The sequence below is a fragment of the Pseudomonas sp. GW821-FHT01E10 genome, assembly GCF_059422365.1.
Window position 1 is genome coordinate 65,746 of record NZ_JBWKWT010000010.1, and the last position, 20,157, is coordinate 85,902.

22 protein-coding genes are annotated in these 20,157 nt (G+C 59.9%); 14 read left to right on the forward strand and 8 right to left on the reverse strand.

What is annotated here, in order from left to right; all coding sequences use genetic code 11:
* Nucleotides 1–27 precede the first annotated feature (27 nt).
* The gene (locus AC07V0_RS18390) at nt 28–897 is read left to right on the forward strand and encodes a Tim44 domain-containing protein (protein ID WP_086945222.1); all 870 of its coding nucleotides are present in this window, start codon (nt 28–30) and stop codon (nt 895–897) included.
* Between the two features lie 134 nt (nt 898–1,031).
* Nucleotides 1,032–1,439: an SMI1/KNR4 family protein gene (locus AC07V0_RS18395; protein ID WP_007934432.1), complete on the forward strand. Its 408-nt coding sequence runs from the start codon at nt 1,032–1,034 to the stop codon at nt 1,437–1,439.
* A 165-nt stretch (nt 1,440–1,604) separates the two neighbouring features.
* On the opposite strand, the gene AC07V0_RS18400 is transcribed toward AC07V0_RS18395, so the two are convergent.
* A complete protein-coding gene (locus tag AC07V0_RS18400; RefSeq protein WP_086945223.1) occupies nt 1,605–3,368 on the reverse strand; it encodes a cation:proton antiporter in 1,764 nt (587 codons plus the stop codon).
* A gap of 203 nt (nt 3,369–3,571) precedes the next feature.
* On the opposite strand from AC07V0_RS18400, the gene AC07V0_RS18405 reads away from it, so the two are divergent.
* Nucleotides 3,572–4,054 (forward strand): acyl-CoA thioesterase, encoded by a 483-nt coding sequence (locus tag AC07V0_RS18405; protein WP_007934430.1) that lies wholly within the window; start codon nt 3,572–3,574, stop codon nt 4,052–4,054.
* An 80-nt stretch (nt 4,055–4,134) separates the two neighbouring features.
* Here AC07V0_RS18405 and pdxY read toward each other — a convergent pair whose 3' ends face one another.
* Nucleotides 4,135–5,004 (reverse strand): pyridoxal kinase PdxY, encoded by an 870-nt coding sequence (pdxY, locus tag AC07V0_RS18410; RefSeq protein ID WP_495019805.1) that lies wholly within the window; start codon nt 5,002–5,004, stop codon nt 4,135–4,137.
* Nucleotides 5,005–5,124: 120 nt separating this feature from the next.
* Between pdxY and AC07V0_RS18415 the strand changes: the two genes are divergently transcribed.
* Nucleotides 5,125–5,538, forward strand: a complete 414-nt coding sequence (locus AC07V0_RS18415; RefSeq protein WP_064621161.1) for a DUF3301 domain-containing protein — start codon at nt 5,125–5,127, stop codon at nt 5,536–5,538.
* A gap of 35 nt (nt 5,539–5,573) precedes the next feature.
* Here AC07V0_RS18415 and AC07V0_RS18420 read toward each other — a convergent pair whose 3' ends face one another.
* A complete protein-coding gene (locus tag AC07V0_RS18420; protein ID WP_086945224.1) occupies nt 5,574–6,539 on the reverse strand; it encodes a CobW family GTP-binding protein in 966 nt (321 codons plus the stop codon).
* A 27-nt stretch (nt 6,540–6,566) separates the two neighbouring features.
* Between AC07V0_RS18420 and AC07V0_RS18425 the strand changes: the two genes are divergently transcribed.
* Nucleotides 6,567–6,923, forward strand: coding sequence for an NADH:ubiquinone oxidoreductase (locus AC07V0_RS18425; RefSeq protein WP_111453092.1), 357 nt, complete (start codon nt 6,567–6,569; stop codon nt 6,921–6,923).
* Between the two features lie 4 nt (nt 6,924–6,927).
* On the opposite strand, the gene AC07V0_RS18430 is transcribed toward AC07V0_RS18425, so the two are convergent.
* Both AC07V0_RS18430 and zigA read right to left on the reverse strand, forming a co-directional pair.
* Nucleotides 6,928–7,578 (reverse strand): DUF1826 domain-containing protein, encoded by a 651-nt coding sequence (locus AC07V0_RS18430; RefSeq protein ID WP_086945226.1) that lies wholly within the window; start codon nt 7,576–7,578, stop codon nt 6,928–6,930.
* Complete coding sequence (gene zigA / locus AC07V0_RS18435; RefSeq protein WP_086945227.1) at nt 7,578–8,786, reverse strand: zinc metallochaperone GTPase ZigA; 1,209 nt, start codon at nt 8,784–8,786, stop codon at nt 7,578–7,580. Before zigA ends, AC07V0_RS18430 begins: the two co-directional genes overlap by 1 nt.
* 143 nt (nt 8,787–8,929) lie before the next feature.
* Between zigA and AC07V0_RS18440 the strand changes: the two genes are divergently transcribed.
* Complete coding sequence (locus tag AC07V0_RS18440; protein ID WP_086945228.1) at nt 8,930–9,307, forward strand: glutamine synthetase; 378 nt, start codon at nt 8,930–8,932, stop codon at nt 9,305–9,307.
* On the opposite strand, the gene AC07V0_RS18445 is transcribed toward AC07V0_RS18440, so the two are convergent.
* Nucleotides 9,304–10,512, reverse strand: a complete 1,209-nt coding sequence (locus AC07V0_RS18445) for an N-acetylmuramoyl-L-alanine amidase (protein ID WP_086945229.1) — start codon at nt 10,510–10,512, stop codon at nt 9,304–9,306. The two genes, AC07V0_RS18440 and AC07V0_RS18445, sit on opposite strands and share 4 nt — an antisense overlap.
* Before the next feature lie 86 nt (nt 10,513–10,598).
* Between AC07V0_RS18445 and folE2 the strand changes: the two genes are divergently transcribed.
* From folE2 to AC07V0_RS18480, 7 genes are read left to right on the forward strand one after another with little or no spacing between them, the layout of a single operon-like run.
* Nucleotides 10,599–11,495 (forward strand): GTP cyclohydrolase FolE2, encoded by an 897-nt coding sequence (folE2, locus tag AC07V0_RS18450; protein WP_086945230.1) that lies wholly within the window; start codon nt 10,599–10,601, stop codon nt 11,493–11,495.
* The gene (locus AC07V0_RS18455) at nt 11,492–12,160 is read left to right on the forward strand and encodes a metal ABC transporter ATP-binding protein (RefSeq protein WP_086945231.1); all 669 of its coding nucleotides are present in this window, start codon (nt 11,492–11,494) and stop codon (nt 12,158–12,160) included. The genes folE2 and AC07V0_RS18455 overlap by 4 nt, the downstream gene beginning before the upstream one ends.
* Nucleotides 12,160–13,026, forward strand: a complete 867-nt coding sequence (locus tag AC07V0_RS18460; protein ID WP_086945232.1) for a metal ABC transporter permease — start codon at nt 12,160–12,162, stop codon at nt 13,024–13,026. Before AC07V0_RS18455 ends, AC07V0_RS18460 begins: the two co-directional genes overlap by 1 nt.
* Before the next feature lie 11 nt (nt 13,027–13,037).
* On the forward strand, nt 13,038–13,913 hold the full coding sequence (locus AC07V0_RS18465) for a metal ABC transporter substrate-binding protein (RefSeq protein WP_018927354.1): 876 nt from the start codon (nt 13,038–13,040) through the stop codon (nt 13,911–13,913).
* Nucleotides 13,910–14,470, forward strand: a complete 561-nt coding sequence (locus AC07V0_RS18470; protein WP_019580363.1) for a gamma carbonic anhydrase family protein — start codon at nt 13,910–13,912, stop codon at nt 14,468–14,470. The genes AC07V0_RS18465 and AC07V0_RS18470 overlap by 4 nt, the downstream gene beginning before the upstream one ends.
* Nucleotides 14,471–14,472: 2 nt before the next feature.
* Complete coding sequence (locus tag AC07V0_RS18475; RefSeq protein ID WP_086945233.1) at nt 14,473–15,810, forward strand: dihydroorotase; 1,338 nt, start codon at nt 14,473–14,475, stop codon at nt 15,808–15,810.
* 34 nt (nt 15,811–15,844) lie between these two features.
* Nucleotides 15,845–16,735: a His/Gly/Thr/Pro-type tRNA ligase C-terminal domain-containing protein gene (locus AC07V0_RS18480; RefSeq protein ID WP_064621171.1), complete on the forward strand. Its 891-nt coding sequence runs from the start codon at nt 15,845–15,847 to the stop codon at nt 16,733–16,735.
* Between the two features lie 78 nt (nt 16,736–16,813).
* Here AC07V0_RS18480 and AC07V0_RS18485 read toward each other — a convergent pair whose 3' ends face one another.
* Entirely contained in the window at nt 16,814–17,335 is a 522-nt protein-coding gene (locus AC07V0_RS18485; RefSeq protein ID WP_019580360.1) for a DUF3617 domain-containing protein, read from the reverse strand.
* 132 nt (nt 17,336–17,467) lie between these two features.
* Here AC07V0_RS18485 and cls point away from each other — a divergent pair, with 132 nt between their 5' ends.
* Nucleotides 17,468–18,907, forward strand: a complete 1,440-nt coding sequence (gene cls, locus AC07V0_RS18490; RefSeq protein WP_018927349.1) for a cardiolipin synthase — start codon at nt 17,468–17,470, stop codon at nt 18,905–18,907.
* Here the strand turns inward: cls and cfaB are convergent.
* Nucleotides 18,904–20,088 carry a C17 cyclopropane fatty acid synthase CfaB gene (gene cfaB / locus AC07V0_RS18495; protein WP_018927348.1) on the reverse strand — a complete coding sequence of 395 codons (1,185 nt, stop codon included), beginning with the start codon at nt 20,086–20,088 and terminating at the stop codon, nt 18,904–18,906. The two genes, cls and cfaB, sit on opposite strands and share 4 nt — an antisense overlap.
* Nucleotides 20,089–20,157 lie beyond the last annotated feature (69 nt).

Sequence of the window (20,157 nt, forward strand, 5' to 3'; positions counted from 1 at the left end):
TGCCATCCACAAATGGGAATTCCCTTTATGAAACGTTTTCTTAGCATCGCCATGGCGTTGTGCATCGGCCTGACGATGAGCCTGGACGCCAACGCCAAGCGCTTTGGTGGCGGCAAGAGTGTCGGCGCTGCGCCGACTCACCAGACCAGCCAAATGGCTCCTTCTTCTCCTGGCGTGGGCGGTGCAGCCGCCACTGCCGGCGCGGCCGGTGCCGCTGGCGCTGCCGCCAAGGCCGGCGGTGCTTCGCGTTGGCTCGGCCCTCTGGCCGGTATCGCGGCCGGTGGCCTGCTGGCTTCCATGTTCATGGGCGGCGGCTTCCAGGGTATGCAGTTCTTCGACATCCTGATCATGGCGGTCATCGCCTTCCTGGTCTTCCGCTTCATTGCCGCTCGTCGTCGCAAACAGCAGGAGCATATGGCTCCGGCCGGCGCGCCGATGCAACGTGAAGTGTTCGAGCAGAAGCCAGCCATGGGTTCGATCTTCGGCGGTTCGGCCGCACCTGTTGCCCGTCCAGTGATCAATGCTCCGGCCTGGTTCAACGAACAGCGCTTCGTTGAAGCCGCGCGCAACCATTTCCAGTCCCTGCAACAGCACTGGGACGCCAACGAAATGGACAAGATCGCCGAGTTCGTGACCCCGCAACTGCTGGAGTTCCTCAAGCGCGAACGTGCCGACCTGGGCGACGGCTTCCAGTCGACCTACATCGACAACCTCCAGGTACAACTGGACGGCGTTGATGACCGTGCGGACAAGACCATCGCCACCCTGACCTTCAGCGGCGTGTCGAAGACCTCGCGTTTCGACCAGGGCGAAGTGTTCAGCGAAAGCTGGAACATGGAACGTCCACAGGGCGAAAACCAGCCTTGGCTGGTCGCAGGTATCCGCCAGAACGGCTGATAACTCCGCGTTTCGCATGCTGTAATGAAAACCCCGGCTCTGCCGGGGTTTTCTATTTCACGGTTGCATCTATAGCGAGCTACTGTATAAACCGCCCAAACTAAACCGCGCCATCAAGCAAGAGGATCCCGGACGTGGAAGAAATCATCGAACAACTGCGTGAAGCCAACGAACCGGTACCGGTCCCCTTGGAGTTGCCCGACGAAGATCTGCTGGTAGAAATCGAAGAACAACTGTTCATCGACATTCCCTTCGTATTCAGAGAATTTCTGCTGACCGTCAGCGATGTAGTCTACGGCAGCCTGGAGCCGGTGACCGTCACCGACCCGCAATCCCACACCTACCTGCCGGACGTTGCCGCCAACGCCTGGGACGCTGGTGTTGATCGCAGCCTGATCCCGATCTGCCAGGACGGTGACAACTACTACTGCGTCGAAGAAGACGGCACCGTGGTGTTGTGGCTGGCCGAAGAAGAGTTACTCGCCGAAGAAACCTGGGAATCGGTCTGGCACTGGGCACGGGACGTCTGGCTGGAAAGCTGATGTACCCCTGCACGATTTTTTGTAGCAGCTGGCGCAGCCTGCGTTCGGCTGCGAAGCAGTCGTAAACCCTGACACTCGGTTAACCTGAATCACCTCGTAGCCTGATTGGCGACTGCTGCGCAGTCGAACGCAGCCTTCGGCAGCTGCTACAGGGACTCGTCACGCTCAATGCTCGGACGAATCCTTGTGGTTATCCAGGGTTTCCAGCAAGGCCACCTGCATCCGCGTATGCACGCGGATGAACCAGCGCCAGAGCAGCGCCGCTATCCCAGCCGCGACCACGACAATCAGCACCAGCAACTTGTTGGTCGGCAGAATACTGGCCGACAAGGCCGCCAGCAGCAGGAAAATCACCAGCAGCGAGAGGATCGGGATCACTTCGGCGATCACCCGACGCACTCGCTGCGTGTGGCGGCCGGCCATCTCCGACTTCACCCCCATTTCTGCCAGCAGCATCGACAGCGCCTTGAGCTTGCGATAGGCGGCGATCAGGAACGGCAGCGACAACAGCAACGCCCCACCCCAGATCAACGCTTTCTGCCAGCTCGGGTCGCTGATCCAGTCTTGCAGGTAAACGGACATGCGCTCGGCGAAGAAGGCGCCCGATAAAAAGATCGCAACCACCAGCGCCAGATTGACCCCCACCTGCAACAGAATCCGCCGAATCATCGACGCCAACAGCGCGCCCTCGCCCTGAGGCTGGATGCTGCGCAGCCATTCGCCATACATCCCCAGCACACGAGCCAGGCGCTGCGGCATCACGGCAGCAAGCTTGATCGACAGCGGATCGGCCGCGCGGATCAGATAGGGCGTCAACAGCGTGGTGATCACCGAGACGGCCACAGCCACCGGATAGAGAAAGCTGCTGGTGACCTGCAGCGTCATGCCCAGCGCGGCGATGATGAAAGAGAATTCGCCAATCTGTGAAAGCCCCATCCCCACGCGCAGTGAGGTGCGTCCGTCATTGCCGGCGATAAACGCGCCAAGGCCGCAGGACAGCATCTTGCCCAGCACTACCGCCACAGTGATCACCGCAATCGGCCAGGCGTATTGCAGCAGGATCATCGGGTCGAGCATCAGGCCGATGGCGACGAAGAAGATCGCACTGAACAGGTCGCGAACCGGCTCGATCAACTGCTCGATCTTCAGCAGCTGGCGCGATTCGGCCATGATCGCACCGATCAGGAACGCGCCGAGAACCATGCTGTATTCAAGCTTGACCACCAGCAGGCAGAAGCCGAAACACAGGCCCAGCACGGTAATCAGCAACATCTCGTTGCTTTCGAATTTCGCCACATAGGCCAGTAGTCGCGGCACCAGCAGAATACCGATGACCAGTGCGACAATCATGAACAGGGAAAGCTTGCCAACGGTGGAAAAGACTTCGCCGGAACTGACCGTGCCGCTGACGGCGATGCTCGACAGCAAGGCGATGATGCCGATACCGAGGATGTCCTCGACGATCAGTACGCCGAAGATCAACTGCGCAAAACGCTCGTTCTTCATCTTCAGGTCGTTGAGCGCCTTGACGATGATGGTGGTCGAGGAAATCGCCAGGATCGCGCCGAGGAACAGCGAATCCATGGTATTCCAGTCGAACCAGCGGCCGATTTCGTAGCCGATCCAGATCATCAGGACGATTTCCAGGAAAGCCGCGATAAACGCCGTGGCGCCGACCTTGAACAGCTTGCGCAGGCTGAACTCCAGCCCCAGGCAGAACATCAGGAAAATCACCCCGAGCTCGGCGAGGGTCTTGATGGTTTCTTCGTCGTGGATCAGGCCGAAGGGCGGCGTGTGCGGGCCGATAATGAAACCGGCGACGATGTAGCCGAGCACCACCGGTTGTTTGAGACGATGAAAGAGCACGGTCACCACACCCGCGATCAACATGATCACTGCCAGATCCTGAATGAAACTGATGGCATGCATGGTGTGTGGCTCCTTCGGGGGTGGGCTTTTGAAGGGTAACACCACGACTTCCGGCGCAAAGACGGTGCAATATATGGAAACAGATCGCTTCGGGCGTGACGGCGCCTCCCCGCCCGGCGTCCCGATAACTGTTGGTTTGAAAAACACCGACAAGCACCCACAGAGGTGCCCCCCAAACCCTGCCTTGAACCCGTGAGTACGTTATGGAACCCGGAAACGCCCAGCTGTCGATGACGGTATTGATGACCCCCGACATGGCCAACTTCTCTGGCAATGTCCACGGCGGCACCCTGCTCAAATACCTCGATGAAGTGGCCTACGCTTGCGCCAGCCGGTATGCCGGCCGTTACGTAGTGACCTTGTCGGTGGATCAGGTGATCTTCCGCGAGCCGATTCATGTCGGTGAGCTGGTGACCTTTCTGGCCTCGGTCAACTACACCGGTAATACCTCGATGGAAGTGGGCATCAAGGTCGTGACCGAGAACATTCGCGAGCGCTCGGTGCGCCACACCAACAGCTGCTTCTTCACCATGGTCGCGGTGGATGACCAGCGTAAACCGGCCTCCGTCCCGCCACTGCAACCGCAGAACAGCGAAGACAAGCGTCGGTACATGCAGGCCCAGCAGCGTCGGCAGATTCGTCAGGAACTGGAAAAGCGCTATCAGGAAATCAAGGGCGACGCTTAAAGCAAAAGATCGCAGCCTGGGCAGCGCCCACAGACGCGCAGGAGCTGCCGAAGGCTGCGATCTTTTCTACCGCCACACCGTTACAAACTGATCGCTACCGCCTCGAACCGCACCCGGGGATGGGCGATCCGGTCCTGCGCCCGCACCAGTTCCAGCTCATAGCTGGCACACGCCTGGGTTTCCAGCAGCACTTCATGCACCGCCGCCGCGGTGAATTCGAAGGCGCTCAGCAGACTGTCACCCAGCAGCACACGCGCCAGGAACAGCCCGGAAGTCAGATCGCCAACGCCCACCGGCTGACGCGGGAACGCCAGCAACGGCCGACGCAAGTGCCAGCTGCCTTCAGCGGTCACCAGCAACATCTCGAAGCCATCCGTCAGTTTGCCGGGATAGTCCAGATGCTTGACCAACACCGCCTTCGGACCGCGCGCCAGCAGCGCCCGCGCCATGGCCAGGCAATCGAACAGTGACTGCGCCTTGCGCCCCGAGAAGCTGTTCAGCTCCAGCTGATTCGGGCACATGAAGTCGGCTAACGCCGCCTCTTCCAGCAGGAAATCGCTGACTTCGGCTGGAACACTGCAGCCCTTCTCCGGATGGCCCATCACCGGATCGCAGAGGTACAAGGCTTTGGGATTGATCGATTTGATTCGCTCCACTCCCGCCAGAATCGCCCGCCCCTGAGCCGCGCTGCCGAGGTAGCCGGACAACACGGCGTCGCAGTTGCCCAGTTCGCCAATCGCCGCGATGCCCTCCACCAACTCCGGAATCTGATGCGGGGCCAGCACTTCCCCGGCCCACTGGCCATATTGCGTGTGGTTGGAGAACTGCACGGTATTGAGCGGCCAGACGTTCACCCCGACCCGCTGCATCGGGAAAACCGCGGCGCTGTTGCCAGCGTGGCCGAACACCACATGGGACTGGATGGCGAGCAGATGGGGCGTACGTTTCATGCGGTGAGTTTTCCATAAACCGATTGAAATTCGAGCCGCGCAGTATGCGACTAAACGCAGCCTGTACGACAGACCAGAGACGCAGTTAAGCTGACACTATCTTGTTGGAGCACCCTGTTGATGCTGACCCTAGGAAATATCTTCGTGCTGATGCTGCTCGCCACCGGTGGCGCATGGCTGTGGCACAACCACGGCTTGCGCGAACGCGCACTGGAGCGGGTTCAGCAGCATTGCGCCAAGCTGCGGATCGAGCTGCTGGACGGCAACGTAGCCTTGAAGAAGATCGCTTTCATTAAAGACGCCAACGGCCGTCGGCGCCTGGCCCGTGTGTATAACTTCGAATTTACCGTGACCGGCGAAACCCGCCACAACGGCACCATCACTCAGTTCGGCGCCCATAGCGCACACATCGAGCTCGCGCCCTATCCAATGCCATTCGACGACACACCGCCGGTGGTCGAAGTCGCAAAACCCAGCGCCGAGGTGATTGAATTGAGCCAGTGGCGGCAAGAACACACCAAGTGGCGTCCCTGAAGATCAAAAGATCGCAGCCTGCGATTTTTTGATCTTCAAACCGACCGGCAATCGGCCAGATCTCTTTGCAGCGACTCAACATCCTGCACTTCACTGAAAATCAGCTCGATGCGCGAATCCCGTCGCCATTCGCTGGGTTGCCAATCCAGTAACGAGTTATTCAGCGCGTTGGCCGACACCCAACCTTCGACGCTGTGGATAACCAGCTTCGCCCGCAGCCATTCAAGGCTCTCAAGCCACTTTCCGACAAGCACGGCATCGAATGTCTGACTCGGATGCCAGCGCCAGCCGACGCTCCAGCCACCCTCTTGCGCCTGACTCAAGCAAATCGGCTGCGCAGGGTCAGTCCAGATGGCCGGCATCTGTGCCAGCCCCTTGGGCACGATGAAGTTATCCACACCCGCGACAGCCTGAGCCTTGAGGCCCGGTAACTCGCTCAGCGGCAAGACAGCTTGCTGCGTCCAGTACAAAGGACGCGACGGCAACTGTGCGACAACTCGCTGGCGATCACTGTCGTCGAGGCTTTCTGCCTTGTTCAGCAACAGCAACCCGGCACTGTCCAAGGCTTGCAGTTGCGCCGCTGGCAGCGGTTTTCCAGCCGCGAGCGCCTGGGCGTCCAGCACCAGCACGCAAGGCTGCACCACCAGGACGCCTTGCCACGGCGCCTCGCTCAATTGCCTGAGCAACTGCGCCGGATGCCCCAGCCCGGAGGGCTCGATGAACAGTCGATCCGGTCGTGCCTTGCGCAGCAGCCGCCCGAGGCCGACCTGAAACGGCGCACCATTGACGCAACACAAACACCCCCCGGCCACTTCCCCCAGTGCGATACCATCGACGTCCTGGGTCAGCAGCGCAGCATCCAGGCCGATCTGGCCGAACTCGTTGATCAGCACCGCCCAGCGCTCACCGGCCGGCCGCTGCGCCAGCAGGTGCTTGATCAGGCTGGTCTTGCCGGCACCCAGCGGGCCGGCGATAACGTGGGTGGGAATGTTCTGCAACATGGTCGAAGTTTTCTGAGGAGGTAAAGGATGCGGTTGATGGGATGGTCGTTGCTTCTGGCACTCACGTCGGGTGAAGCGCTGGCCCAGGCCTGCGTGGTACATAGTACGGCTGAGCGGCTGGACGTGAAGGTCTGCCAGCAGAACCGCAACATCCCGGAAAAACTGTTCACCGACGGCTTCTGCCAGCCGAATCTGGCCGGGCAGAAAGTCGAGGTGCAGTACGTCGACCAATGCCCCGCCGGCGCGTTCGGGGTATGCAGCAACGCTCAAGTCGCCAATATGCCTTACCGGCAGGATATTCACTATTACGGCGTGGCCACCGATGCGGCGTATCTGAAGCCGTTTTGCGAAGCCCAGAGCCAGGGAACCTGGCTCAAACCTTGAGCTGTCAGCCCAGCCAGTCGAGGGTCAGGATCAAACGACGCTCGCCCGGTGCCGGCTGCGGCGAACGGTGTATCAAGCCGAAACCTTCGTTGCCGTGCCACTTCTCTCCCTTGAGCAGCGCCACTTCGCCGCTGGAGATACGCTGGATCAGCGAATCATCCTGGGGTTCGGCGTCAGGCTCGCCTAATCGGCGGCGATCCATCGCCCCTTCTTTCAGCCACTGGCTGCCGATCCCGGCGTAGGTGGTGATCAACCGCACCGGCACATGATCGACATGGAAACGCGGGCACATGGCTTTGTCCAGAACCCGCAGGCGCAGGCCGATGCGTTGGGCACCCAACAGGCAGGCGAACGCGCTGACCAGCCAGGAAACGTCGGCGATAAAGCCTTCGTAACCTTCAAGATCGCTGAAGCCTGAGGCTAAACCGTGGAGATTGGGTTCAGTGTCTTCACTGGCCATTTCAAGAGAAAGCGACTCGGCCAGCGGCTGGTTCAGGGACAACAGCAAGCGACCGAAATCGGCTATATGCGCCGGCAGTTGGCGTTGCCAGAGGGCGAGGTTCACACCGTCGTCCAGAATCCCGGTCAGCACCTTTGGCGTTTCACCTTGAACCTGAGCAATGAGCGGTCGCCGCTTCAGACTGGGCGCCAGCATCAGGCAGCCGCCTCTTCGTGCCAGAGACCGAACGGATCGGGCAACAGCCGCCAACCCTCGACGCCCAGGGCCATTTCATCATCCGTCAGCAGGCAGTTATCAAGTTCGGCGGTGAGTTGTGCAAAGTCGATGTTCTGGCCGATAAACACCAGTTCCTGCCGGCAATCGCCGGTGGCGGCCGTCCAGTTTTCCATGATCCCGGCGGTACTTTCTTCATCCTGCGGCCACTGGCTTTTCGGCACGAAACGCCACCAGCGCCCGGCAAACCCGTGTCGCATCAAGCCACCGGCCTGGGACCAGCTACCGGCATCCATGTGTTTGCTGGCCAGCCAGAAAAAGCCCTTGGAACGCAGCAGTTTGCCGTTCACCCACGGGCGATCGATGAAGCTGAAAAAACGCTGCGGATGAAACGGTCGCCGCGCCCGATAAGCCGTGGAGGCAATACCGTACTCCTCGGTTTCCGGCACGTGTTCACCGCGCAATTCCTGTAACCATCCTGGTGCCTGAGCGGCCTTCTCGAAGTCGAAACGCCCAGTGTTGAGGATCTTCTTGAGTGGCACCTCGCCCATGACCATCGGAATGATCTCGGCCTGGGCATTGAGCCGTTCGAGGATCGCGATCAGCTCCTGGCGTTCGCGGCTGCTGATCAAATCGATCTTGCTGATCAGGATCACGTCGGCGAATTCGATCTGCTCGATCAACAGGTCAGTGATCGAGCGCTCGTCCTCCTCGCCCAGGGTTTCACCACGGGAAGCGAGGCTTTCGGCGGCTTGGTAGTCGAGCAGGAAGTTCATGCCGTCGACCACGGTGACCATGGTGTCGAGCCGCGCAATGTCGGCCAGGCTCTGCCCTTCTTCATCGCGAAAGGTGAAGGTTTCCGCCACGGGCAGCGGCTCGGAAATGCCGGTGGACTCGATCAGCAGATAATCGAAACGACCGTCCCTGGCGAGTTTGCTGACTTCTTCGAGCAGGTCTTCGCGCAACGTACAGCAAATGCAACCGTTGCTCATTTCCACGAGTTTTTCTTCGGCACGGTTCAGGCTGACATCGCGTTGAACTTCACTGCCATCGATGTTGATTTCGCTCATGTCGTTGACGATCACCGCGACCCGCAGATTATCGCGATTACGTAGTACGTAATTCAGCAGTGTACTTTTTCCGGCGCCGAGAAAGCCCGACAGGACGGTCACGGGAAGACGATTGGGCATCAGGTATTCCTCACAGGGATGCCCGGTCGCAATGTCGGGCTTAATTTATGTTATAGTATAACAACACAAACAAGCCACTCCCCCTCTTGCCCACAACGACAAAGGGCACGATGCTTTAACCCGTCCGCCCCTTGAGAAATGCCATGGGAAACGCTCTGAGATTCTCGCTGTTGAGCCTTTCGCTGCTGATTGCGGTCGAAGCCTGGGGACAGATCCCAAGCCTGGCCAAATGCACCCGTAGCGCCAATCTGCTGGCCTGCGTGGATGCCGACGGCAATGCCTACAGCGTTAACACCGTCGGTAGCACGATCTACTTGCGCGGCTTTGAAGTGGCCGGCAAACGCCATTGGGCGCAAACCAACAGCCGCTACGGGCAACTGACGTTCTTTACCGGCCTCGCATCCGATGGCGAAGCCTGGGTCGGTTACAACCGCCGGGTTGGCTGGACAACCATCAATCGGTTCTCCAGTTCCGGGGGCAGCAGCGCGAAGTTCACCTGCAGCCGGATGACCGGTTGCTAGGCCTGTGCCTTCTTCTGCTCCTGCTGCCAGGCGATGTAGCTGTTCATTGGGGGATTCTTCTGAAAGTAACGCTGCAAGCCGTCGAACAAGCCATCAGCCACCGCCTGCTGATGCCGCGCCGTCACCAGTCGCTGGCTGTCGCGGGCGTTCGAGATAAAGCCGGTTTCCACCAGAATCGATGGCACATCCGGCGATTTCAGCACGGCGAAACCCGCCTGTTCCACACGCTTCTGATGCAGCGTGGTAATGCCCGCCAGACTGCCGAGCACCGTGTTGCCCAACTGCAAACTGGCGGCGATGGTGGCGTTCATCGACATGTCGAGAATCACCCCGGCGAGCATCGGATCCTTGTCCTTGAGATTGAGCAGGCTGGTGGCGCCCAACAGGTCCGCGCCGTTCTCACGTTGCGCCATGAAGCGCGCCGTGGCCGAGGTCGCGCCGCCTTCGGACAGGCAGTACACCGACGCACCTGAAGCAGTGAGACGCGGCGCTGCGTCCGCATGGACCGAAATGAACATGTCGGCCTTGTGCTTGCGGGCGATCTCCACGCGCTTGCGCAGTGGGACGAAGAAGTCATCGTTACGCACCAGTTTCACGTCGAAGCCCTTTTCACGCTTCAGCCTCTTGGCCAACAGCTGGGCGATCGATAGCACCACGTCTTTCTCCCGCTCACCTTTGGCGCCGACCGCGCCCGGGTCTTTGCCGCCGTGACCAGGGTCGACCACCACAATGACGTCGCGCTTGGGATGAGCCTTGTCGATGATGGGCTCACGTTTTTCCGACGGCGCCGCCGCGATCTGTAGCGGAGCAATGGCCTTCAGATCGAGCACCAATCGGTGCCCCTGCCCATCCTGTGGTGGCAACAGGAAGCTGTTGAGCTGCACCGGACCGCTGAGGTCGAGGACGATCCGCGTATCGCCCTGACCGAAATGCCCGGAACGGATCGCGCGAATCACCGAGTTGTCGAGCGCCAGCTGACTGAAGTCGCCACTGAAGTTGGCGCCACTCAGATCGATGATCAGCCGCTCCGGAGCACTCAGGGAAAAAGTTTTGTACTGCACCGGCCCGCTCAGATCGAACACCAGTCGCAGCTTGTCGTCCGAACGCCACAGTCGTGCATTGCGAATTTGCGTGGCCGACACACCAAAAGGTAACGCAAAGGCCGCGCTGGCCAGAATCAGGTTGAGCAAGTGACGTCTGTGCATGATGAAAGCTCGTTCACGAAAAAGGCATCGTCGATTTGATTGTTATAATATAACATGCCAAATCAACTCCCACGATGGACCTGCTCATGAATGCGCTGACTCTGCCGGATATCGCCGCGCAGGCCTCACGCCAAGCCCTGCCACTCGATTGGGTGGGCATGTGCGGCATTGCTCTTCCTGTTTTATTCGATGGCCAGCGACTGAGTGCAAAAGCCGACGCTGGCGTTAGCCTCGACGATGGAGAGGCGCGTGGCATCCATATGTCGCGGCTGTACCTGGCGCTGGAAATGCTTGAGCAGGAAAACCTTTCACCCGCGTTGTTGCGGCGAGTCTTGCTGAGTTTTCTCGAGACTCATGAAGGACTTTCCCACAACGCTTACCTAAAAATTCACACCGAACTTCTGCTCAAAAGACCCGCGCTCGTCAGTCCGTTGGCCGGCTGGAAAACCTATCCGGTGAGCATCGAGGCGAGTCTGAAAAACGCGATGTTCCACGTGGAACTAAAAATCGACGTGCCTTATTCCTCAACTTGTCCGTGCTCAGCAGCCCTTTCGAGGCAGTTGATTCAGCAGCAATTCGTTGATGACTTTGCCAATCAACCATTGCAACACGCAGACGTTCTGGCTTGGCTCGGTTCCACGAAAGGCATTATCGCGACGCCGCATAGCCAACGCAGTAATGCGCAATTGCAGCTGCGTCTGCACGACTATCTGGATGACCTGCCGCTGATCGCTGCGATCAACGACGCGGAAGCGGCCCTCGGCACCGCTGTGCAAACCGCCGTGAAACGCGCCGACGAACAAGCTTTCGCCCTCGCCAACGGTCAGAACCTGATGTTCTGCGAAGACGCCGCGCGACGCTTGAACCTGGCATTGAAACGCTCCCCGGGCATCAACGCCTTTCACGTGCGAGTCGTCCACGCCGAAAGCCTTCACGCCCACGATGCCGTCGCCGAAAGTCGCTGGAACTGGGAGGCCGTATGATCCGATGCCAAGCCTTGCGCTGGGGCGCACCCGGTCAGCCGCTCACTCCAGCGGTTGATTTCGGATTACCCAAGGGGAGTCTGACCGCCGTCATCGGCGCCAACGGATCGGGAAAAAGCAGCCTGCTGAAAGTCATCGCCGGCCTGCAAAAGCCACTGGCCGGCAACATCGTCATTGATGTTCCACGCAAGGGCGGCCTTTCGTTCCTGCCTCAGCAACAACACCTGGACCGACAATTCCCCATCAGTCTGCAAGCGTTAGTGGCTGCCGGTTTCTGGGGCAACAAACAAGCGCCAGAGATACGCAGCCAGCGCCTCAAGTCTGCACTGGAAGACTGGTGCCTGACCGGTCTGGAGCACCGCCCGTTGATGGCCCTCTCCGGAGGTGAATTACAGCGTGCCCTACTCGCCCGATTGAGCCTCGCCGAAGCGCCCTTGCTGCTGCTCGACGAACCCCACGCCGCACTCGACGAACTCGGCCAGGCGCTGCTCTGGAAACACATCCACGCCTGGCATGCCGACGGCCGAACCCTGGTCGTGGTGTGTCACGACCTGGCCGCCGTGCGCCAACACATACCACAAGCACTACTGATCAAAAGTAGCGGTTGCGTCCTCGGTCCCAGTACCGAGCTGATTCGCCAACAACCTCAGACGCAGGTGGCTTGATGATCGCTGCTGCTTACCTTTGGCAACCGTTCCACGAATTCGTGTTCATGCGCCGAGCGCTGCTCGGTGGCCTTGTCCTGGCGTGCAGCACGGCACCGCTTGGGGTCTTTCTGATCCTGCGACGCATGAGCCTGATCGGCGACGCGGTGGCTCACGGTATCTTGCCCGGTGCCGCATTGGGCTTCTGGTTCGCCGGATTGAGCCTGCCCGCGCTGACCATCGGCGGCCTCGGTGCCGGCCTGAGCATGGCCGGATTAGCCGCCTGGATTACCCGTCGCACCGGTTTGCGGGAAGACGCGAGCCTGGCCGCGATCTACCCGATATCGCTGGCCAGCGGTGTGCTGATCCTTGGCATCGCCGGCAAGCGTCTGGACCTGTTGCACCTGTTGTTCGGCTCGGCGCTGGCGGTCGATGGCCCGACCTTGACCGGCATGCTCTGGGTCTCGGGCTTCAGCCTGATCGCCATGGCGCTCATCTACAAACCACTGTTGCTGGACACCCTCGACCCGCTCTTTCTGCAAACCGTCAGCCGCCTCGGGCCGCTGGCTCACGGAGTATTTCTGACGCTGGTGGTGCTGAATCTGGTGATCGGTTTCCAGGCTATCGGCGCGCTGATGGTGGTCGGCTTGATGATGCTGCCGGCCGCCGCTTCTCGCTTCTGGAGTCGTCGCTTGCCGGTGCTGATCATCATCGCCGCATTGCTCGGCAGCTTCTCGGTCTGGCTCGGATTGTTGCTGTCGTTCTACTACTCGCTGCCCAGCGGCCCGGCAATCGTGCTGGTGGCTGGCGGTGTGTATCTGCTGTCCGTGGTGTTCGGTCCGGTACACGGTTTGCTGCGCCGCCCGCCTTTGCTCACATCCCAATGAGGTGTAACCCGATGCGCGCTTTACTCGTGCTGTTCAGTCTGATGCTGTCGATGTCGCTGTCTGCCGCGGAAAAACTCCAGGTGGTCACCAGCTTCAGCATCCTCGCCGACATGACCCATCAGGTTGGCGGCGACCATATTCAGATCACCAACATGGTCGGTCCGGACGCCGATGCCCACACCTACGAACCGACGCCGGATGATGCAAAGGCACTGCTCAACACCAAACTGATCATCAAGAACGGGCTGGGTTTCGAGCCATGGCTGGACCGCCTGGTGACCAGCACCGAAACCAAAGCCCCGGTCATCAACGCCAGCCACGGTGTCATTCCGCGCTCGCTGGATGAAGACGGCGAAACCATTCCCGACCCGCACGCCTGGCACAACCTGGCGAACACCGAGTTGTACATCAGCAACATCACCAAAGCGCTGATCGCCGCCGACCCTGCAAACAAAGCTGACTACGAACACAACAGCCAGGCCTATCTGAAAAAGATCTACGCCTTGCTCGCCGAGGCTAAAGCCAAGCTCGGTTCGCTGCCGCCGGGTAATCGCAAAATCGTCACCTCCCATGATGCCTTCGGCTATCTCGGTCAGGCTTACGGCATCAACTTCATGGCGCCGCAAGGTCTGTCCACAGAACGCGAACCTTCGGCCGCCGAAGTCGCTGCGCTGATCACACAGATCCGTCAGGCCAAGGTCAAAGCGGTGTTCATGGAAAACATCAAGGACACGCGCCTGCTCAAGCAAATCGCTGATGAAAGCGGCGCGCATATCGGTGGCACGTTGTACTCCGATGCCCTCGCTGCAACTGGCCCGGCCAGCACCTTCACCGGGCTGTTCGAATACAACCTCAACACCTTGTACGAGGCATTGAGCAAGCCATGATCCGCAAGAATCCTTCAGGTGATCTGCCGTTGATTGCGGAGTCGGCGTACGTGGATAAAACCGCAATCATCTGCGGCAAAGTGGTGATCGGCGAGAACGTCTTCGTCGGCCCCTACGCGGTGATTCGCGCCGATGAAGTGGACGACTCGGGCGAGATGGAAGCAATCACCATCGGCGCCAATTCGAACATCCAGGATGGCGTGGTGATCCACTCCAAGTCCGGCGCGGCGGTGACCATCGGCGAGTTCAGCTCCATCGCCCACCGCTCCATCGTCCATGGCCCCTGCAGCGTCGGCAATCGCGTGTTCATCGGTTTCAACAGCGTGCTGTTCAACTGCGCGGTGGGCGACGGCTGCGTAGTGCGGCACAACTCGGTAGTCGATGGTCGTGACTTGCCTGACGCCTTCTACGTGCCCTCCACCACACGCATCGGCCCCAACACCGACCTGTCGCAGTTCCCACCCGTCAGCGTCAGCGCCTCGGAGTTTTCCGAAGACGTAGCGCGCACCAACGTCGATTTGGTGCGCGGCTACAAAGCCCTGCAGAACGAGTTCTGACCATGAGCAGCGTGCTGATTCGCAACGCCCGGCTGGTGAACGAAGGTCGGGAATTCGACGGTGATCTGCTGGTAAGCCACGGTCGCATCGTCAAGATCGCCAGCAGCATCGAAGGCGAAAAAGCCGCCGTGGAAATCGACGCAAACGGCCAATGGCTGCTGCCAGGCATGATCGATGACCAGGTGCATTTCCGTGATCCAGGAGCACCGGACAAGGGCAGCTTCCATACTGAATCTCGAGCTGCGGTGGCCGGCGGCATCACCAGCTTCATGGACATGCCCAACACCTCGCCGGCCACCCTGACCCTCGCCGCGCTGGCAGACAAGAAACGTCGAGCGGCAACTCACTCAGTGGCCAATTACGGTTTTCATTTCGGCGTGAGCAACGACAATCTCGATACCGTCGCCGCACTCAATCCTTGCGAAGTGGCCGGGGTCAAAGTGTTCATGGGCGCCTCCACGGGCAATATGCTGGTGGACGATCCGCGAATTCTTGAGCGGTTATTCGCCGAAGTGCCGACCCTTTTATTGGCCCACTGCGAACACACGCCCAGCATTGAAGCCAACGCGGCGAACCTGCGAGAGCTGTTCGACGAGCACCTTCCGCCCGCCGCTCACGCGCTTATCCGCAATGCCGAAGCGTGCTTTCGATCCTCCTCAATGGCCGTCGATCTAGCCAGACGTCACGGCACCCGGCTGCACGTTTTGCACCTGACCACCGCCCGTGAACTGGCACTGTTCGAAGACAAGCCGCTGGCACAGAAACGCATCACTGCCGAGGTTTGTCTGCACCACTTGTTGTTCGACGACCGCGACTACCCGAGCCTCGGCAACCTGATCAAATGCAACCCGGCAATCAAGACCCAGGCCGACCGCGACGCCTTGCGCAACGCACTGTCGGGTAATCGACTGGACGTGATCGGCAGCGATCATGCGCCTCACACCTGGGCCGAAAAACAGCGCCCCTACAACCAGGCGCCGTCCGGTTTGCCGTTGGTGCAACACGCCCTGCCCGCGCTGCTGGAGCTGGTGGCTGATGGGATCGTGCCGATCACCACCCTTGTGGCCAAAACCAGTCACCGGGTCGCCGATCTGTTTGCCATCCCCGACCGCGGCTACCTGCGCGAAGGGTATTGGGCCGACCTGGTGTTGATCAAACCCGAGCCCGATGGCGTGGCCGTTTCCCGGCAACCCATCCTTTCGCAATGTGGCTGGACGCCCTTCGCCCGGCATCGCTTTCGCCACAGCGTCAGCACCACGGTCGTGTCGGGACAAATTGCGTGGCACGACAAACGTCTTAATGATAACTGTCAGGGCTTACCGCTACGGTTTATGCGCTGACGCACGTTATCGAAAATATTCGAGAACACCGATCATGATCCACATCACCCTGCCTGATGGTTCATTGCGTGAGTATGACCAACCGCTGTCCGTGTTTGAGGTTGCCGCGAGTATCAGCCTCGGCCTGGCTAATGCAGCGCTCGCGGGTCGGGTGGACGGCGTGCTGGTGGACTGCGGATTTCTGATCAAGTGCGATGCGCGGGTCAGCATCGTCACGTCCCAGGAACCCGACGGTCTGGAGATCCTCCGGCGTTCCTGTGCGCTGATGCTGGCCATGGCCGTAAAACAGCTACATCCGAATACGCAGTTGCGGGCCGGATCGGCGCTGGGTGACGGCTTCTTTTATGAGTTTGCTTTCCAGCGATCCTTAACCCTGGCCGCTCTGCCAGTGATCGAAGCGCGTATGCGCGAATTGGCGGCGACCAACCATTCGATCCGCCGGCAGGAGCAAACGCCAACCGAAAGGCTATCGCTGTATCGTCTGGGGGACTTCGAGGGTTTCGCGGCAGGCCCGCATGTTCCCACCACCAAGGTGTTGCAGGCCTTTGCACTGGACCACATCAGCGGCACGTTGCAGCAACGAATCTATGGCACGTGTTGGTCCAGCCAACAGGAACTGGACACCTGGCGAGCGCCACCCCAGGTCGTGGTTGTGAATATCGATGAGCGTCAGAGCGATTATGCGCACTCGGTGACCGAAGCGCTGCGCCGGCGCGGACTGCGCGCCAACTCGGATCTGCGTCACGAGAAAATCAGCCGCAAGATTCGCCAGCACAGCCAGAAGGTGCCATACCTGTTGGTGGTCGGAGAGAAGGAAAAGGACGGTGGGTTTGTCAGCATGCGCAGTGGCAGCGGGGAGGATTTCGGAGAGAAAGGGATTGAGGCGGTGTGTGATTTGTTGAACCCGCCCAAGACTGGTGCCTGAGCGGACACCTTCGCGGGCGAGCCCGCTCCCACAGGGATCACATATGACCTGGTGGGAACGAGCCTACCCGCAAAGCTTTTAGGCCCTTGGCTTCACTGTGCCGCAATCCTGACCCAACCACACAGCGCGGGTATCGAGGCTACCCTTCTGCTGAATGCCGGTGGCGTTGAAGGTGCCGTTGACCTTGGTGGTGAACTCACGGTCACTCATAAAAGTGGCCACTCCGCTGCCCTGCGCTTTCGGACAGCTGAAACGGAATTTCCACTGGTTACCGGTACGCTCGGTGATTTCCTGCTTGCAGCCCGATTGCGGGTCCGTCAGCGGAATGTTGTCGCTCTTCACCTGCTCAGGTGTCAGGCACGCCCGAATCCCTTTGCCGCCCATGGTGATACCTTGTTTCTCCAGCATCGCCCGCTGTTGGGGGGTCATCTGGTTTTGTAGTTGGCCGAGGATCAATTGCAGATCGGGCATGTTCTGGTCATCGACCTTCATGTTGCTTGAGGTCAACTCCCACAAGCCCGGTTGCAGCATCTGTGCCTGAGCGGCCACAGGAAGTGCCAAACCAAACGCCATGGCCAAACCCAGCAGACGAACGTTCATCGAGTAACTCCTGATCATTAGTGGCCGTTAGACGTCAGCCACGGGCTTCGGTTCATGGGCCAATTAAATAGCGACATTCTGCCCGGAACATGGTCTGTTAAGCATTGAATCTTCAAGGAGCAAGGCTGCCCCATGGATTATTTCGGACCGCATGTATTCGGTTATCTGATCGCACTGTTGCACACACTGGGCTCGATCGCCGCCATCCATGCCGTGTTGACCGTTCGGACCGCTCAGGGCTCGATCGCCTGGGCCCTGTCACTGCTGTTCATTCCCTACCTCACGCTTATCCCGTATCTGGTCTTTGGCCGCAGCACCTTCGATGGTTACATCAAGGCCCGACGGCAAGCCAACGAGGAAATGCGCAAGGCCATCTCCGAACTGAACTGGCGCCCCTGGGTAGAAGAGGCACTGGCTGCGCGTGCCTCCAGCGCTTACGCGTCTTTGCGGGCCATGCCGAAGCTGGGGCGCATGCCATGCCTGGCAAACAACGATGTGCACTTGCTGATCGACGGCCAAGCCACGTTCGATGCAATTTTCGACGCCATCAGCAACGCCCGTGAAGCGGTGCTGATCCAGTTTTTCATTATCCACGATGACCGCCTCGGCCAACGCCTGCACACCCTGCTGACGAAGAAAGCTGCCGAGGGCGTGGCGATTTACTTGCTCTACGACCGCATCGGCAGCCACTCCCTGCCCCACGAGTATGTGCAACCATTGCGAGATGCCGGTATCGAGGTCAAAGCCTTCGCCACCCGCAGCGGCTGGCTCAACCGCTTCCAGGTGAATTTCCGCAACCACCGCAAGATCGTAGTGGTCGACGGGCTTGTCGGCTTTGTCGGCGGGCTCAATGTCGGCGACGAGTACATGGGCGAGAAACCACCCCTGGCGCCCTGGCGCGATACCCACGTGCAAGTTCGCGGGCCGGTGGTGGCCTGCATGCAGGAGTCCTTCGCCGAAGACTGGTTCTGGGCAGCCCGCTCGCTGCCCCCGCTGATCCTGCCAGACGTTTATCCAGATGACGGCGTGCTCTGCCAATTACTGGCCAGCGGCCCGGCGGACTCCTACGAAACCTGTTCGCTATTCTTCGTCGAAGCCATCCATGCGGCGACGGAACGCGTGTGGATCACCAGCCCTTACTTCATCCCCGACGAAGCGGTGTTCGCCGCGTTGCGACTGGCGGTGCTGCGCGGTGTGGATGTACGGATCCTGTTGCCATCGCGGCCGGATCACCGGATCGTCTACGCCGCTTCCAGCCTTTATGCCTTCGAAGCCGTACGTGCCGGGGTGCGCGTGTTCCGTTATCAACCCGGCTTCCTGCATCAGAAAGTGGTGCTGATCGACGACGAAATCAGCGCCATCGGCAGCGCCAACATGGACAACCGTTCGTTCCGGCTGAATTTCGAAGTGATGCTGCTGACGGTCGACAGCGGGTTTGCCGCCGAAGTGGAGCAGATGCTCAACCACGATTTCGCCCAGGCTCACGAAATCGCCAAAGAAGAAAGCCGGGAAACCCACCGCCTGCAACAGGTCGGCATGCGGATCGCCCGGCTTATTTCGCCGATTCTCTAGTTGTAGATGTCGTCGCGGGTCCACGGCAGTTCATGGCTGCCATCGGGATGGGCTTTCACCGCGAGGATTTGATGCAGGTTGATCCAGCCTCTGGCGAAGGCATAGGCGCATCCCGCCAGATACAACCGCCAGATCCGTAGTGCCTGCTCCGGTACCAGTTTGGCGGCGGCTTCCAGATTGTCTTCCAGGCGTTCGCTCCAGTGGTCCAGGGTCCGCGCGTAATGCAGGCGCAGGCTCTCGACATCGACAATCTCCAGCCCCGCTTCGCTGATCTCGGCCGAGATCATCGCCAGGTGCGGCAGTTCGCCGTTGGGGAACACATACTTCTCGATGAACTCACCAGCACCGCGCCCGACCGGACGACCGTCGGTGTGTTTGGCGGTAATCCCGTGGTTCATCACCAGACCGCCCTCTTTCACCGCGCCGAACAAGGTCTTGCAGTATTCGGCCAGATTGGCATGGCCGACGTGTTCGAACATGCCGACGCTGACCACCTTGTCGAAACGCCCGTCCTGAGGCAGATCGCGGTAGTCGAGCAGTTGCAGTTCGATCTGGTCTTCCAGGCCCTCGGCTTTCACCCGCTCACGAGCCAAATCCAACTGCGCTTGACTGAGCGTGATCCCGAACACCTTCGCGCCGAACTCCCGCGCGGCATACCGCGCCAACCCGCCCCAGCCGCAACCGACATCCAGCAGATACTCCCCTGGCTGCAAGCGCAACTTGCGGCACAGGTGGCGAAACTTGGCTTGTTGAGCCTGCTCAAGGGTTTCACTGCCGGTCTCGAAGTAGGCGCAGGAATACGCCATGTCGCTGTCGAGCCACAGCTGATAGAACTCGTTGGAAAGGTCGTAGTGGTAGGAGATGGCTTTGGCGTCGGTTTCCTTGTCGTGAACCAGGCGCACCGGTTGCGCATCGTCGTCTTCGCTGATCAGCGCCTGACTCCATTCATCGCAGACACGAATCACGTCGCTGATGGAGCCTTCGAGCTCCAGTTTGCCTTCGACAAACGCCGCCCCCAGCGCGTCCAGGCTCGGATGGGTGAACTGGGTAACCATGTGCGGGTCCTTGACCACAATGGTGACGCTGGGCGTCGGCCCCAGGTTGAACTCATGGCCGTCCCAGAGTCGCAAGCGAAGCGGCAACTGCAGATTCTGTAAGGCCAGTGGAAGTTGCGCGAGCATGGATAATCCCCCTGATTTTCAGACGTCTGATTTGAGGGTAGTCCATCCTTGAAAAATAGCCGGCTATCG

Coding starts and splice junctions, on each gene's coding strand:
- AC07V0_RS18390 (WP_086945222.1), top strand. CDS start 28: ATGAAACGTTTTCTTAGCATCGCCATGGCGTTGTGCATCGGCCTGACG.
- AC07V0_RS18400 (WP_086945223.1), bottom strand. CDS start 3,368: ATGCATGCCATCAGTTTCATTCAGGATCTGGCAGTGATCATGTTGATC.
- AC07V0_RS18405 (WP_007934430.1), top strand. CDS start 3,572: ATGGAACCCGGAAACGCCCAGCTGTCGATGACGGTATTGATGACCCCC.
- pdxY (WP_495019805.1), bottom strand. CDS start 5,004: ATGAAACGTACGCCCCATCTGCTCGCCATCCAGTCCCATGTGGTGTTC.
- AC07V0_RS18415 (WP_064621161.1), top strand. CDS start 5,125: ATGCTGACCCTAGGAAATATCTTCGTGCTGATGCTGCTCGCCACCGGT.
- AC07V0_RS18420 (WP_086945224.1), bottom strand. CDS start 6,539: ATGTTGCAGAACATTCCCACCCACGTTATCGCCGGCCCGCTGGGTGCC.
- AC07V0_RS18425 (WP_111453092.1), top strand. CDS start 6,567: ATGCGGTTGATGGGATGGTCGTTGCTTCTGGCACTCACGTCGGGTGAA.
- AC07V0_RS18430 (WP_086945226.1), bottom strand. CDS start 7,578: ATGCTGGCGCCCAGTCTGAAGCGGCGACCGCTCATTGCTCAGGTTCAA.
- zigA (WP_086945227.1), bottom strand. CDS start 8,786: ATGCCCAATCGTCTTCCCGTGACCGTCCTGTCGGGCTTTCTCGGCGCC.
- AC07V0_RS18440 (WP_086945228.1), top strand. CDS start 8,930: ATGGGAAACGCTCTGAGATTCTCGCTGTTGAGCCTTTCGCTGCTGATT.
- AC07V0_RS18445 (WP_086945229.1), bottom strand. CDS start 10,512: ATGCACAGACGTCACTTGCTCAACCTGATTCTGGCCAGCGCGGCCTTT.
- folE2 (WP_086945230.1), top strand. CDS start 10,599: ATGAATGCGCTGACTCTGCCGGATATCGCCGCGCAGGCCTCACGCCAA.
- AC07V0_RS18455 (WP_086945231.1), top strand. CDS start 11,492: ATGATCCGATGCCAAGCCTTGCGCTGGGGCGCACCCGGTCAGCCGCTC.
- AC07V0_RS18460 (WP_086945232.1), top strand. CDS start 12,160: ATGATCGCTGCTGCTTACCTTTGGCAACCGTTCCACGAATTCGTGTTC.
- AC07V0_RS18465 (WP_018927354.1), top strand. CDS start 13,038: ATGCGCGCTTTACTCGTGCTGTTCAGTCTGATGCTGTCGATGTCGCTG.
- AC07V0_RS18470 (WP_019580363.1), top strand. CDS start 13,910: ATGATCCGCAAGAATCCTTCAGGTGATCTGCCGTTGATTGCGGAGTCG.
- AC07V0_RS18475 (WP_086945233.1), top strand. CDS start 14,473: ATGAGCAGCGTGCTGATTCGCAACGCCCGGCTGGTGAACGAAGGTCGG.
- AC07V0_RS18480 (WP_064621171.1), top strand. CDS start 15,845: ATGATCCACATCACCCTGCCTGATGGTTCATTGCGTGAGTATGACCAA.
- AC07V0_RS18485 (WP_019580360.1), bottom strand. CDS start 17,335: ATGAACGTTCGTCTGCTGGGTTTGGCCATGGCGTTTGGTTTGGCACTT.
- cls (WP_018927349.1), top strand. CDS start 17,468: ATGGATTATTTCGGACCGCATGTATTCGGTTATCTGATCGCACTGTTG.
- cfaB (WP_018927348.1), bottom strand. CDS start 20,088: ATGCTCGCGCAACTTCCACTGGCCTTACAGAATCTGCAGTTGCCGCTT.